Source organism: Burkholderia sp. BCC1996 (assembly GCF_905339955.1).
In the GTDB taxonomy this organism is placed as follows: domain Bacteria; phylum Pseudomonadota; class Gammaproteobacteria; order Burkholderiales; family Burkholderiaceae; genus Burkholderia.
Window position 1 is genome coordinate 80,199 of record NZ_CAJPHM010000009.1, and the last position, 13,464, is coordinate 93,662.

Sequence of the window (13,464 nt, forward strand, 5' to 3'; positions counted from 1 at the left end):
GTTTTCTTCAATACGGACCCGCACGGCTTCTTTAGTCTCGATGCGACTTTGACATTCGCATGGAGGCAATCAATGAGCATGCTGGTTTCGATGGCCGCGTTCGCGCTGGCGTCGTCGATCACGCCCGGTCCCGTCAACATCGTCGCGCTCAGCGCGGGCGCACGCCACGGCCTTGGCGCAAGCCTGCGCTACGCGGCCGGCGCGACGCTCGGCTTCGTCGCGCTGTTCCTGCTGATCGGCCTCGGGCTGCACGCGGCGCTCGCGCGCTGGCCGATGCTGACCACCGTCACCCAATGGTCGGGAATCGCGTTCCTGCTTTACCTCGCGCTACGGCTCGCGCTCGACGACGGCCGGCTGTCGACCGATCCGGACGATCCGGCTGCGCCGAACGTCGCCGGCCCGTCGGCGGCGGCCGGCGCGGCGATGCAATGGCTGAATCCGAAGGCGTGGCTCGCGTGCGTGGCTGCGATGGGCGCGTATGCGGCCGACGGCGAGCCCGCGCAGGTGTGGCAATTCGCGGCGTTGTATCTGGTGATCTGCTTTGCATCGATCGCGTGCTGGGCGTATGCGGGTGCGTCGCTGCGGCACCGGCTCGCGAATGCGCGGCGGATGCGGCTGTTCAACCGCGCGATGGCGCTGCTGCTCGCGGGCAGCGCGCTTTATCTGCTCGACGTTTAGCGCCATTGTTTCGGTGTGTGGTCGCGGCGCCGGCACCGCCCCACGGTTCGCCGGTCAGCTCGCGGCGCTTCGATACTGCCCCGGCGTGGCGGCCGCGATGCGCCGGAATGCGCGCTGGAAATGCGCCTGGTCCGCGAAGCCCGCATCGAGCGCGACGTCGGCGATCGGCCGGCCGCGGCGCAACTCAGCCCGCCCGTACTGCACGCGGCGGTCGATCAGGAACGCATGCGGCGTCATCCCGTAGCGGGCGTTGAACGCGCGGATCAGGTAGGACGGCGACAAGTCGGCGGCCGCGCAGATCGCATCGAGCGAGACGGCCTGACGGCAATGCGCGGCGATGTAGTCGGCCGCGCGCGCGAGCTTCGCGTTGTCGGCCCCGCGCCGGGCGGCGTCGGGCAGCTCGCGATCGAGTGCGCCGTGCAGCCGTGTGAAGAACTCGACCGCCGCGCTCTCCTTGCCGAGCGGATCGACGCCGGGCGCCACGAGCGTGCGGTAAAAGCCGCCGAATTGTGCGAACAGGTCGCGCCGTTGCGTCAACTTCGGCGAAAAGCCGTGAAAATCGCGATTCGGGTCGCGCCCGAGCGAATGCTGCAGGCGGGTGAGCCACGGCACGTCGACGTAGACCATCCGGTACGCCCATGCGTCGGGGCCGTACGGATTGCACGCATGCACCTGCTCCGGATCGATGATCACGAGCACGCCGCGCCCGACGTGCTCCTTCGTCGCGCCGTTCAGGTAGGTGCTCGTGCCGCCGACGATCGCGCCGAGCGAAAACGTGTCGTGCGTGTGCTTCGCGTAGCAGATCGTCCGCCCGTCGTCGACGGTGCGCGCCTCGATGAACGGCAGCGCGGCGTCGCGCCAGAACGGCGACGGCATGGCGCAGGGGTTGGCGGAACGGCTCACGCGACGGGCTCCCGGATCGGACGGCGAACGCACACCGTACAAGACTGCGCGGCGCGATGCAACCGCGACCCGACGCTTGGTCACCGGATCGCCTAAGCTTTGAATTCCGGCCGCCGCGGCACGCCCGGCGGGTTCCGTTCCCTCTTCCAACCGGTACGCTCATGCACATCGATCTGACAGGCAAGACCGCGGTCGTCACCGCTTCCACCGCCGGCATCGGGCTGGCGATCGCCGAAGGGCTCGCGCAGGCGGGCGCGCGCGTCGTCGTCAACGGACGCAGCGACAAGTCGGTCGACGCCGCGCTCGCGCAGCTGCGCAGCGCCGTACCCGGCGCGGACCTCGACGGCGTCGCGGCCGACCTGTCCGACGCCGCCGGCGTCGCGCGCATCACGCAGCACACGCCGGAGGCCGACATCCTCGTCAACAACGCGGGCATCTACGGGCTGAAGGCGTTCTTCGACATCGACGACGACGAATGGGCCCACTACTTCCAGATGAACGTGATGTCGGGCGTGCGTCTCGCGCGGCACTACCTGAAAGGGATGCTCGCGCGCAACACGGGCCGCATCGTGTTCATTTCGTCGGAGTCCGGGCTGAACATCCCAGTCGACATGATTCACTACGGGTTCACGAAAACCGCACAGCTGGCGATCGCGCGCGGCCTCGCGAAACTCGCGGCCGGGACGCGCGTGACGGTCAATTCGGTGCTGCCGGGGCCGACGATGTCGGAAGGCGTGCGCGCGCTGCTGAAGGAAACGGCCGACGCCACGGGCCGCAGCATCGACGACGTCGCGGTCGATTTCGTGCGCAGCGAGCGCGCGAGCTCGATCATCCAGCGGCCGGCGACGACGGAGGAAGTCGCGAACCTGGTCGTGTACGTGTGTTCGCCGCAGGCCTCGGCGACGACGGGCGCGGCGTTGCGCGTCGATGGCGGCGTGGTCGACACGATAGCGTGACGACGGCGTGACACGCTCGCGCGGCGCATGGCGGCCGCGCTAGCGCGAGGCGGCCTTGTCCGACTGAAGCGTGCCCTTGCGATCGGCGTCCATGCAGGTATCGAAGCCGTGTTGCGTGACGGCACCGGCCTTGTCGAACACGACGAAGAAAGCCCGGTGATCGTTGTCGTGCTCGATGAAGTAGTTGTAGCAGACGCCGCTGCCGTTGCGGACCATCCACACGCTGCGCGGGTTGCCGCCGGCGCGAACGACGTCGGCGCGCGTCGCGCCGTGCCGCGACGCGGCCCTCGCCAGCGGCGTGCGCGAATACGAGAACGGCAGCCACGAGTCGAACCACGCGCAACCGTGCAGCATCAGGCAGCTGGCGGCCAGGGACAGCGTCGCTGCGGGGCGGGACATCGGAATCAATCGCATGCTTGGTGAAATCTGCTGCGCCATGCCGGCGTGATCGAAAGCCCCATGCTACTCGACCTTTGGGTCCGGATCGAAAAGAAATGTAGAGACTTGTGTCCGATGCGCTGCCCGACGCAGTCCGGCGCATGCCCGATCGTCACGAATCGTGGCCGTGCCGGGCGCGTTCGCGCGCCCGCCTTCTGACGTCGATGCGTCGAAGCGGCGCGACGGGCGCCATCGTCAAGCAACCCATTCCGCCCACAGCATCGTCAGCACCGTCATCAGCGCGGGGCCGACGAACAGCCCGATCAGCCCGAACGTCTCGGCCCCGCCGAGGATGCCGAACAGCACGAGCAGGAACGGCAGGCGGGTCGAGCTGCCGATCAGCACCGGCCGCACGAAATGCTCGGCGACGAACACGACCACGAAGCCGAGCACCAGCACCACGACGGCCCACGCGGTCGCGCCCTGCACGAACAGCCAGAGCGCCGCGCCGCAGAACACGATCGGCGCGCAGAACGGCAGCATCGCGGCGACGGCCGTGACGAGGCCGAGCAGCGCGGCGTGCGGAACCCCGGCGAGCGCATACGCGACGCCGAGAATGGCGCCCTCGCCCAGCCCGACGACGACCAGCCCGGTCACCGTGCCGTACACGGCCGAGACCATCCGTTCGATCAGGTCCGCGCCGCCGCGGCCGAACGCGCGCCGCGCGCCCTGCAGCAACGCGCCCGACAGCTTGTGGCCGGCCCGCATGATCACGAACAGCGTGACCAGCATGAAGCCGAACTCGAACAGCGCATGCGCGAGCTTCGTGCCGAACTGCCGGCCGAACGCGATGACCTTCTCGCCGCTCGCGCCATGCATTGCGCTCCCCGCGTGCAGCGGATGACCGAGATTGGCCTGCCACCACTCGGTGACCTGCGCGGCACCGTACGGCAACCGGCCGACGACGTCCGGCAGCGGAATGCCGTTGTCCTGGATCGAATGCAGCCAGAGGCGCAGGTCGTGCGCCTGCGAGATCGCCTGCGCGAGCGCGATCGCGACCGGCAGCACGACCAGCAGCGACACGCCCGCGGTCATCACGGTCGCGATCAGGGTCGACCGGTCGCGAAACCAGCGGTCGGATTCGAAGCGTTTCAGCAGCGGCCACAACGCGATCGCGATCACGCAGGCCCACGCGATGGCGGGCAGGAAATCGCGGATCACCCACAGCGCGAGCACCAGCAGCACCGCATACAGCACGGCGCGGGCGATCTGCTGGGCACGCGGCCGCGTGGCGGAATCCTGGGAAGGCGAGACATGTGTGCGCATGGCACCTCGGTCGAAATGAAAAAATGGCGGTCGTGCAGGCCGCGAGCCTGTACGAACCGCCATTCTATCCATCGACGCCGCAACGGCATGCGCACGCACTGCCAAGCATCGTCAAATGCGTGCCGCGAACGCCGCGCCGCCGCGCGGCGCAACGCGTGCTCAGGCCGCCTTGTCGGCGACGCGGTAGCGTTCGAGCCAGTGCGCGTACGGCGCGGGCAGCGTCCACGACGGCCGCTCGACCCCGAGCTGCCTGGCCGCGTAGTACGGCCAGTGCGGATCGGCAAGATGCGCGCGGCCGACCATCACGAGATCGAGCTGCCGCTCGGCGACGACGCGCTCGGCCAGTTGCGGCGTGTCGATCCCCCAGGCGGACGACACCGGCAAGCCGGCCTCGCGGCGCACGCGTTCCGCGATCGGCGCGAGGAACGCCGGGCCCCACGGAATGCGCGCGGCGGGCGTCGAGAAGCCGACCGACACGCTCAGCATGTCGAGGCCCTCCTGCTTCATCCGCTGCGTGAGCGCGATCGATTCGGCGAGCGTTGCTTCATCGCGCCCGTCGTATTCGATCACGCCGAGACGCGCGGTCAGCGGCAGGTGCTCCGGCCAGACCTGGCGGACGGCCTTCAGCGTGTCGACGAGGAAACGGCCGCGGTTTTCCGCCGAACCGCCGTACTCGTCGTCGCGCTGGTTCGAATGCACGGAGAAGAAGCTCTGGCCGAGGTAGCCGTGCGCGAAGTGCAGTTCGAGCCATTCGAAGCCGAGGTCGCGGGCGCGCTTCGCCGACGCGACGAAGTCGGCCTGCACGCGCGCGATGTCGTCGTGCGTCATCGCGCGCGGCGTCTTCGGCAGGTGCGCGCCGAACGGCACGGCCGACGGTGCGATGGTCTGCCAGCCGCGCGGATCGCCGTCGGCGATGTGGTCGTCGCCTTCCCACGGACGGTTCGCGCTCGCCTTGCGGCCCGCATGCGCGATCTGGATGCCGGGCACCGCGCCGGCCGCCTTGATCGCCGCAACCGACGGCGCGAACGCCGCGGCCTGCGCATCGGTCCACAGCCCGGCACAGCCCGGCGTGATGCGGCCTTCCGGCGACACGGCCGTCGCCTCGGCGATCACGAGGCCCGCGCCGCCGCGCGCGATGCCGGCCAGATGCACGTGATGCCAGTCGTTGACGACGCCGTCTTCGGCGACGTACTGGCACATCGGCGGCACCGCGATGCGGTTGCGCAGCGTGACATCCTTGAGTTTGAACGGTTCGAACAGGGCAGACATCCACCACTCCTTTGCTTGGTTCTGCGAAATGACAGGATGAGCCGCCGCGCGGTGCGCACGGCGGAACGATGCGAGCCGTCGCCGGGACGGTCACGCCCGACGACGGAAACCATCCGGCGCCGGTCATGCCGGCGCCAGGCTCGGCTTACTGACGGCCGAGCTTCGCGAGCAGCGCCTCGGCTGCGGGCTCCGACGACGCGGGGTTCTGCCCCGTGATCAGCAGCCCGTCGGTGACGACATGCGGCGCCCAGTCGGCGCTGCGCTCGAACTGCGCACCGTTGGTCTTCAGCATGTCCTCGACGAGGAACGGCACCACTTCCGTCAGCTCGACGGCCGCTTCCTCGCTGTTGGTGAAGCCCGTCACACGCTTGCCGCGCACGACCGACTCGCCGGTCTTCGGGTCCTTCACGTGGCGCAGCACGCCCGGCGCGTGGCACACCGCCGCGACCGGCTTGCCGGCCGCCAGCGCGCGCTCGATCAGGCCGATCGAATGCAGGTCCTCGGCGAGATCCCACAGCGGGCCATGCCCGCCCGGATAGAACACCGCGTCGTAATCGTCGACCGACACCTCGGCCAGCTTGCGCGTGGCAGCGAGTTCGGCCTTGGCCGCCGGATCCGCGTCGAAGCGGCGCGTCGCGTCGGTCTGCGCGGCCGGATCGCTGCTTTTCGGATCGAGCGGCGGCTGGCCGCCCTGCGGCGACGCGAGCGTCAACTCGACGCCCGCATCCTTGAACGTGTAATACGGCGCGGCCAGTTCCTCGAGCCAGAAGCCGGTTTTCTTGCCGGTGTCGCCGAGCGTGTCGTGCGAGGTCAGGACAACCAGAATCTTCATGATCGGACACTCCTTAGAAATGGGGGAACGGGGCCGCGTCGCGGTGGCGGCGGCGCGCCTGCGGGTTAGGCCGCTGGCGCGCGTCAACGTGCCGGCTCCATACCAAAAATATTGCCAGGCCTAATAGACCAGTCGTCTAGAAATGGCTCGAAAAAAAGTGACGGCATCACCTGCGCGCCCAGCATCGCAGCGCGATATGGCATTTTCGCGACGTCGCATTCATGAGGCTGGATGATAGCGTCGAATTAGACCGGTCGTCTAGAAACCCGGCATTCGGCCCTGTCGCCGTCATGGCTTTTGCGACGGAGCGCGTGCCGCAACGTCCGTTGCGGAGCGCGCCCCGCTCCCCGGTTCGCGCCGCGTCGGCTACCCGTGCAGCGGCCCGTCCGTATCGCCGGCGTCGATCACCGGCATCTCGAGCCGATGGCCGCGAACGCCGTCCGTGAGCAACGCCAGCATCAGGTCCGCGAGCGCACGCCCGGTCGCATGTCCGGTCGGCTGCACCACCGCCGTCACGCGATGCGGATGCGCGACGTCCGGCGGCACGCCGTCGTAGACGATCAGCGACATGTCCCGCCCAAGCTGCAAGCCGCCGTCGATCAGCGCCCGGAACGCGCCGCCGCCCACGATGTTGTTGTCGACCAGCAGCGCGGTCGGCCGTTCGGCCCGGGCGAGCAGCGCCTGCACGCCCTGCTGCCCGCCGTCGCGCGTAAACGGACACTCGACGAGCAGTGCCGGATCGGGCGCGATACCGGCCTCGCGCAGCGCCGCAAGATACCCGGCGCGACGCTGCATCGCGAAATTGAGCGACAGCGGCGCACTGATCATCGCGATACGGCGATGACCGAAGCCGATCAGGCGCCGCACCGCATCGCGCGCGCCCGCCTCGTTGTCGAAATCGAACCACGCGTAAGGCTCGGCGGCTTGCGTGCGACCGTACGCGACGTACGGAAACGCATGCGAACGCAGGTACGCGAGGCGCGGATCGTCGACCAGCGTGCGCGCGACGATCAGCCCGTCGACGAGCTTGCCGTCGACGAGCCGGCGATACGTGTCCAGTTCGGCGTTCGGCCGCGCGGCCGCGATGATGAAGTCGAGATTGCGCTCGGCGAGCCGTTCGGTGATGCCCGCGACGACCTCGCCGAAGCGCGGGTCGCCGAGATCTCCCGCGCCGAACGGGTACACGATGCCGATCGCATCCGAGCGCCCCGTCGCCAGCCGGCGCGCGGTCGGATCCGCGACATAGCCAAGGTCGCGCGCGGCCTTCATCACGCGCTCGCGGGTCGCCTCGCTCACGTCGTCATAGCCGTTCAGCGCCCGACTGACCGTCGTGCGCGACAGCCCGAGCGCATCCGACAGTGCCTTCAGATTCACCTTCACGTCGCTCCTCGCGTTGTGCATGCCATTCGGCCGCGCCGCTCGCGCAGCAATTATTGCCGAATGGTAGTTATTACCGTCAAAAATTAATCTTTTGACGTCCAAACCGGTTTGAATTAGCATCCAAACCGGTTTGGATATCGATATCCCGTCAGCAGTTCCTTCTCACCGTCAACGGAAACTACGCCTACATGACTTACTTTCCTTTTTGCCGCGCGACCGCGGCCAAACGTTTGCTGTTCGCTGGCGCGGCACTGGCCGCCTTCGCGTCCGCGTCGAGCGTCGCGCATGCACAGAGCACCGGCGCCCCCGCGCCCACGCCGCATACGCAGCAGGCCTATGACCCCGAAGGCAACTTCACGATGCGCTGGACCCGCGCGGACATCCGCCAGATCGTCGCGCAGTCGCACACGGCCAGCGCCGACAGGAACTCGCTGCCGCAGGCGCTGACGATGCCGGACATCCCGCAGGATTTCCCGCTGATCAACTCGAACGTGTGGGTCTGGGATACCTGGCCGCTCGCCGACCTGCGCGCGAACCAGCTCAGCTACAAGGGCTGGGAGGTGATCTTCTCGCTCACGGCCGACCCGCATGCCGGCTACACGTTCGACGATCGTCACGTCCACGCGCGCATCGGCTTCTTCTACCGCCGCGCCGGCATTCCCGCGTCGCAGCGGCCCGCGAACGGCGGCTGGACCTGGGGCGGCCACCTGTTCCCGGACGGTGCGAGCGTCAAGGTGTTCGGCACGTCGCCGATGACCAACAACGCCGAATGGTCGGGCTCCGCGCGCCTCACGCAGGGCGACAACGTCAGCCTGTACTACACCGCGACGTCGTTCAACCGCTCGGCGCCCGGCGGCGCCGACATCACGCCGCCGCAGGCGATCATCACGCGCGCCGACGGTCATATCCATGCCGACGACAAGCACGTGTGGTTCAGCGGCTTCGACGATCACAAGGCGCTGCTGCAACCGGACGGCAACTACTACCAGACCGGCCAGCAGAACACCTACTTCTCGTTCCGCGATCCGTTCGTGTTCACCGACCCCGCGCATCCGGGCAAGACCTACATGGTGTTCGAAGGCAACACGGGCGGCCAGCGCGGCGCCCGGACCTGCACCGAGGCCGACCTCGGCTACGCGCCGAACGATCCGTACCGCGAAGACCTCAACGCCGTGATGAACTCGGGCGCAGTGTATCAAAAGGCCAACGTCGGCCTGGCGGTCGCGACGAACCCGCAACTGACCGAATGGAAGTTCCTGCCGCCGATCCTGTCGGCGAACTGCGTCGACGACCAGACCGAGCGCCCGCAGATCTATCTGAAGGACGGCAAGTACTACCTGTTCACGATCAGCCACCGCACGACGATGGCCGCGGGCGTCGACGGGCCGGACGGCGTCTACGGCTTCGTCGGCAACGGCATCCGCAGCGACTTCCTGCCGCTCAACGGCGGCAGCGGCCTCGTGCTCGGCAACCCGACCGACTTCTCCGCTCCGGCCGGCGCGCCGTATTCGCAGGACCCGAACCAGAACCCGCGCGAATTCCAGTCGTATTCGCACTTCGTGATGCCGGGCGGGCTCGTCGAGTCGTTCATCGATGCGATCGGCCCGCGTCGCGGCGGCACGCTCGCGCCGACGGTGAAGGTCAACATCAACGGCACGTCGACGGCGGTCGACCGCACGTACGGACGCGGCGGCCTCGGCGGTTACGGCGACATCCCGGCGAACCTGCCGGCGACGGGCGCCGGTCACTGACGGCGACGCGGGCACCCGCCCGTGACGAGTCCGTAAAGGGCTCGCGACGAACGCGGCGGGCACCGCCCGCGTCGAGGCGGCGCACGTCATGCGTGTCGCGTGCGCGCCGCCTCCCTCCTTCGCAGAAATCGCGCATGCCTCCGTCGCAAGCGGCATGCGCGTTCCTTTCCCGCTTCGCGCGCCGAAGCACGGAACCCCGCATGAAATCGACGTTTTTTCGCTTTTCCCTCCGGATCGCCCGGCTGCTGTTCGCGTGTGCGGCAAGCGCGGCCTGCACGCACGCCATCGCCGCGCCCTGCGGCACGCCACCCGAAAACGGCACGCCACAATGGCGACCGGCCGTGCATTACACGCCGCAACGCAACTGGATGAACGATCCGAACGGCCTCGTGTACGAGAACGGCCGCTATCACCTGTTCTACCAATACAACCCGCTCGGCCACGACTGGGGCAACATGTCGTGGGGCCATGCGACCAGCACCGACCTCGTCCACTGGCGCGAGCAGCCGGTCGCGATGCGCGCGAACGCGACGGAGGAAATCTTCTCCGGCTCGATCGTCGCCGACACGCACAATACGTCCGGCCTCGGCGCGGCGGGCGAGACGCCGCTGGTTGCGCTTTACACGAGCGTCTACAAGGACGGCTCGGGTCACGCAGCCGGCACGCAGGCGCAGTCGCTCGCGTACAGCCTCGACCACGGCGCGACCTGGCGGCCCTACGCGCGCAATCCGGTGCTCACGCTCGATCCGGAATCGAAGCAGTTCCGCGACCCGAAGGTGTCGTGGTACGCGCCGGGACGCTACTGGCTGATGACGACCGTCGTCGCCGATGCGCAGGTCGTGAAGCTCTATCGTTCCGACGACCTGATTCACTGGTCGTTCCTGAGCGATTTCACGCTGCCGGACGTGCCGCATGCGGGTGCGTTGTGGGAAATGCCCGACCTCGTGCCGCTGCCCGTCGACGACGATCCGCGGCACATCAAGTGGGTCATGATCGTCAACGTCAACCCGTGGTCGATCGCCGGCGGTTCCGGCGCGATGTATTTCGTCGGCGACTTCGACGGCCGCACGTTCGTCCCCGACCGCGTCGCACCGGCCGGCTCCGATCCCGCGCGATTCCGCTGGGTCGATCACGGCGCCGACTTCTATGCGGCCGGCACGTTCTCCGGCGCGCCGGGCGCGCGCCCTGTCGCGATTGCATGGATGAGCAACTGGGACTACGCGGCGAAAGCGCCGACGGCGCCCTGGCGCGGCGCGACGACGGTGCCGCGCGAACTCGCGCTGAAGACGATCGGCGGTGAACCGACGCTCATCGTGACGCCGGCAGCCGCGTTCGATGCGTGGGCCGACGGGCGGCCCGCCGTGCATGAAGGCAACCTGAACGTCGAGTCCGCCACGCGCACGCTGTCGGACGCCACGCGCGGCACCGTCCAGCGCATCACGGTGACGATCGCGCCGCGGCGCGCGGCCCGCGCGGGTTTGATCGTGCGGGGCTCCGCGGATGGCTCGATCGGCACCCGGATCGTGTACGACACGGCGAAGCGCACGCTGACGCTCGACCGCTCGCGCTCCGGCGCCACGGATTTCGCGGGCACGTTCAGCCGCGAGCACATCGTCGATCTGCCGCTCGAGCACGGGCAACTGCGGCTCGAAATCGTCGTCGATCGCGGTTCGGTCGAGGTGTTCGCGAACGGCGGCCGCGTCGCGCTGACGGACCTGATCTTCCCGCCGCCCGATGCGGACCGCGTCGCCGTGTTCGCCGAGCACGGCAGCGCGACGTTCTCGGGGTTGACGGTCACGCAGCTCCACGGACGCGATCAGGCCGGCGACGTCCGTGACGCCTGTGCATCGCGCTAGCGATGCGATTGCACGGCGGGCTGCGGCGCCTGACCTCGCGTCAGGCCGTGCAGCCGCGCCGGTTCCATGCTCAAAGCAAGCCCATCCCGCCCGACGCGATGATTTCCGCGCCGACGATGAACGCCGACTCGGGCGCGCTCAGGTGCAGCACCGTCGACGCGATTTCGTCCGGCGTGCCGAACCGGCCGATCGGGACCAGCCCCCTGATCTTGTCGGCCGTCTCGTCGAGCGTCGCCGCATCGAGGCCGAGCTTGCCGTACAGCGGCGTCTGGACCGGCCCCGGGCTCACCACGTTCACCCGCACGCCGTGCGGCAGCAGTTCCGTCGACAGCGTCTTCGCGAACGAATTGACGGCCGCCTTGCTCGCCGCATACACGGACGAACCCGGCATCCCGATGTGCGCGTTGATCGAGCCGTTGATCACGATCGACGCGCCGCGGTTCAGCAGCGGGACGAGCGCCTGGATCTGGAAATACGCGCCCTTCACGTTCGTGTCGAACACGAGATCCCACAACGCCTCGTCGATATCCGCGAACGGCGCGAGTTTGGCGACGCCCGCGTTGATGAACACGGCGTCGAGGCGCGCACCGGCGGCCGCGATCGCGTCTGCCAGCGCCCGCGCCGACGCGACGCTGCCGGCCTCGTTGCGGATCGCGAGCGCGCCGTCGCCGAGCGACTCGCGCGCGGCGGCAAGCGTCTGCTCGTCGCGGCCGGTGATGACGACCCGCGCGCCTTCGGCCGCGAATGCCCGTGCGGCCGCCAGGCCGATGCCGCTGTTGCCGCCCGTGACGAGGACCGTTTTTCCTTCGAAGCGTTGCATGATGTTCTCCTTGAACCGGTGAGTTGACCGTGAACACAGGATGCGCGCGGTGCCCGGCCTTGCCGTACGGCCGGCGCGGCAGACATGTGCGAAATCTTCGAACGTGTTTGCCCCGGCCGCCGGGCGCGTGCCGGCCCGGCGCGCTCAGCCCGACACGTCGATCCCGTCGAGCAGGCGCTGCGCGAGCCGCGGTTCGCGCAGTTGCTCCAGCCACCATTGCAGCGCGCGGCCGTCGCGGTCGCCGCGCCACGCGACGTACAGCACGTTCGGCTCGCGCGGATCGGCCGTTTCCTTTTCGACCAGCTCGCCGCGCGCCAGCAGCGACGCGACCCGCCGGCGCGGCACCCAGCCGACGCCGAGCCCGTCGCGCTGCGCGAGGATCTTCGCGCGCATCGACGGCACCGCGAGCACCGCCTGCCCGCCGAGCAGCCCGTACACGCGGCCGACGGCCTGCCGCGACGAGTCGGCGACGACGACCGCGCGATGCGCGCCGATCGCGTCCCGGGTCAGCCGCGCGCCCGCCGACGCCAGCGGATGGCGCGGCGCGACGGCGAACACCCACTCCATCGCGCCGAGTTCGAACCATTTGAAGCCCGGAATCGCCGACGGCTCGTTGGTCGCGCCGACGACCAGATCCGCGCGACCGTCGCGCAGCGCTTCCCAGGTGCCGCCGAGCACTTCGTGCGTGAAACGCAGCGACACGCCCGAATCGAGCGCATCGAATGCGCGGACGACGGGCAGCAGCGTATCGAATTCCAGCACCTCGTCGCTGACGATCCATAGCCGGTCCTCCCAGCCGCTCGCGACCTGCCGCACGCGCTGCGTGAGCCGCGCGACGTCCAGCGCGAGGCGCGATGCCTCGTCGGTCAGCAGCTGGCCGGCCGGCGTGAGCTGCAGCCGGTAGCCGCGGCGGTCGAACAGCAGCGCGTCGAAGCGGGTTTCGAGCTGCCGCGCGGCGTGCGAGACGGTCGACGGCGCCTTGCCGAGCCGCGCGGCCGCCCGCGACAGGCTGCCGGTGGCGCGGATCGCATCGAGCAGCGCGAGTTCGTCTTCGGACAGCATGAGCGCACTCCGGTCGGGGGTCTGGTGGATCGTAAGGCAGCGGCGGGCGCCGGCGCAATCGAATGGCGCTGGCGGCAGCGGGCGGATGCCGTGTCGGCCGGGGCGCCGCAGCGCGCCGTGCTATTTGCCTCATCCGGCGGGCGTTGCGTGCCACGTGCCGCCGTTCCGTGCTCCCTCGACGCGACGCGCGTGCCCCGGACGAACGATGGATGCCGCCCGCGCACGCGCGAACGCCGATCCGGCCATGAACTTC

12 protein-coding genes are annotated in these 13,464 nt (G+C 69.2%); 4 read left to right on the plus strand and 8 right to left on the minus strand.

Annotation, left to right across the window (positions count from 1 at the left end):
- Nucleotides 1–72 precede the first annotated feature (72 nt).
- Nucleotides 73–678: a LysE family translocator gene (locus tag U4Z64_RS15280; protein ID WP_044843014.1), complete on the plus strand. Its 606-nt coding sequence runs from the start codon at nt 73–75 to the stop codon at nt 676–678.
- A gap of 54 nt (nt 679–732) precedes the next feature.
- Here the strand turns inward: U4Z64_RS15280 and U4Z64_RS15285 are convergent, their stop codons facing one another.
- Nucleotides 733–1,581 (minus strand): AraC family transcriptional regulator, encoded by an 849-nt coding sequence (locus U4Z64_RS15285; protein WP_321820378.1) that lies wholly within the window; start codon nt 1,579–1,581, stop codon nt 733–735.
- A gap of 161 nt (nt 1,582–1,742) precedes the next feature.
- Between U4Z64_RS15285 and U4Z64_RS15290 the strand changes: the two genes are divergently transcribed.
- The gene (locus U4Z64_RS15290; protein WP_124484914.1) at nt 1,743–2,537 is read left to right on the plus strand and encodes an SDR family NAD(P)-dependent oxidoreductase; all 795 of its coding nucleotides are present in this window, start codon (nt 1,743–1,745) and stop codon (nt 2,535–2,537) included.
- A gap of 39 nt (nt 2,538–2,576) precedes the next feature.
- On the opposite strand, the gene U4Z64_RS15295 is transcribed toward U4Z64_RS15290, so the two are convergent.
- From U4Z64_RS15295 to U4Z64_RS15315, 5 genes are all read right to left on the minus strand, one after another.
- Nucleotides 2,577–2,951, minus strand: a complete 375-nt coding sequence (locus U4Z64_RS15295; RefSeq protein ID WP_044843011.1) for a hypothetical protein — start codon at nt 2,949–2,951, stop codon at nt 2,577–2,579.
- Between the two features lie 219 nt (nt 2,952–3,170).
- Entirely contained in the window at nt 3,171–4,241 is a 1,071-nt protein-coding gene (locus U4Z64_RS15300; protein ID WP_321820379.1) for an AI-2E family transporter, read from the minus strand.
- Between the two features lie 159 nt (nt 4,242–4,400).
- On the minus strand, nt 4,401–5,510 hold the full coding sequence (locus U4Z64_RS15305) for an NADH:flavin oxidoreductase/NADH oxidase (protein ID WP_321820380.1): 1,110 nt from the start codon (nt 5,508–5,510) through the stop codon (nt 4,401–4,403).
- Between the two features lie 145 nt (nt 5,511–5,655).
- A complete protein-coding gene (locus tag U4Z64_RS15310; RefSeq protein WP_321795356.1) occupies nt 5,656–6,342 on the minus strand; it encodes a type 1 glutamine amidotransferase domain-containing protein in 687 nt (228 codons plus the stop codon).
- 366 nt (nt 6,343–6,708) lie between these two features.
- Nucleotides 6,709–7,743, minus strand: a complete 1,035-nt coding sequence (locus tag U4Z64_RS15315; RefSeq protein ID WP_321820478.1) for a substrate-binding domain-containing protein — start codon at nt 7,741–7,743, stop codon at nt 6,709–6,711.
- Nucleotides 7,744–7,910: 167 nt separating this feature from the next.
- Here U4Z64_RS15315 and U4Z64_RS15320 point away from each other — a divergent pair, with 167 nt between their 5' ends.
- A complete protein-coding gene (locus tag U4Z64_RS15320) occupies nt 7,911–9,473 on the plus strand; it encodes a glycoside hydrolase family 68 protein (RefSeq protein WP_321820381.1) in 1,563 nt (520 codons plus the stop codon).
- Between the two features lie 200 nt (nt 9,474–9,673).
- Complete coding sequence (locus tag U4Z64_RS15325; protein WP_321820382.1) at nt 9,674–11,329, plus strand: glycoside hydrolase family 32 protein; 1,656 nt, start codon at nt 9,674–9,676, stop codon at nt 11,327–11,329.
- Between the two features lie 70 nt (nt 11,330–11,399).
- Here U4Z64_RS15325 and U4Z64_RS15330 read toward each other — a convergent pair whose 3' ends face one another.
- Nucleotides 11,400–12,149: an SDR family oxidoreductase gene (locus U4Z64_RS15330; protein ID WP_124665847.1), complete on the minus strand. Its 750-nt coding sequence runs from the start codon at nt 12,147–12,149 to the stop codon at nt 11,400–11,402.
- Nucleotides 12,150–12,293: 144 nt separating this feature from the next.
- Nucleotides 12,294–13,211, minus strand: a complete 918-nt coding sequence (locus U4Z64_RS15335; RefSeq protein ID WP_321820383.1) for a LysR family transcriptional regulator — start codon at nt 13,209–13,211, stop codon at nt 12,294–12,296.
- Between the last annotated feature and the right edge of the window lie 253 nt (nt 13,212–13,464).

Excerpts from the sequence above, each read along its gene's own strand:
- U4Z64_RS15320 (WP_321820381.1), top strand. The coding sequence starts at position 7,911 with ATGACTTACTTTCCTTTTTGCCGCGCGACCGCGGCCAAACGTTTGCTG.
- U4Z64_RS15325 (WP_321820382.1), top strand. The coding sequence starts at position 9,674 with ATGAAATCGACGTTTTTTCGCTTTTCCCTCCGGATCGCCCGGCTGCTG.
- U4Z64_RS15290 (WP_124484914.1), top strand. The coding sequence starts at position 1,743 with ATGCACATCGATCTGACAGGCAAGACCGCGGTCGTCACCGCTTCCACC.
- U4Z64_RS15335 (WP_321820383.1), bottom strand. The coding sequence starts at position 13,211 with ATGCTGTCCGAAGACGAACTCGCGCTGCTCGATGCGATCCGCGCCACC.
- U4Z64_RS15305 (WP_321820380.1), bottom strand. The coding sequence starts at position 5,510 with ATGTCTGCCCTGTTCGAACCGTTCAAACTCAAGGATGTCACGCTGCGC.
- U4Z64_RS15310 (WP_321795356.1), bottom strand. The coding sequence starts at position 6,342 with ATGAAGATTCTGGTTGTCCTGACCTCGCACGACACGCTCGGCGACACC.
- U4Z64_RS15300 (WP_321820379.1), bottom strand. The coding sequence starts at position 4,241 with ATGCGCACACATGTCTCGCCTTCCCAGGATTCCGCCACGCGGCCGCGT.
- U4Z64_RS15295 (WP_044843011.1), bottom strand. The coding sequence starts at position 2,951 with ATGCGATTGATTCCGATGTCCCGCCCCGCAGCGACGCTGTCCCTGGCC.
- U4Z64_RS15280 (WP_044843014.1), top strand. The coding sequence starts at position 73 with ATGAGCATGCTGGTTTCGATGGCCGCGTTCGCGCTGGCGTCGTCGATC.
- U4Z64_RS15330 (WP_124665847.1), bottom strand. The coding sequence starts at position 12,149 with ATGCAACGCTTCGAAGGAAAAACGGTCCTCGTCACGGGCGGCAACAGC.
- U4Z64_RS15315 (WP_321820478.1), bottom strand. The coding sequence starts at position 7,743 with ATGCACAACGCGAGGAGCGACGTGAAGGTGAATCTGAAGGCACTGTCG.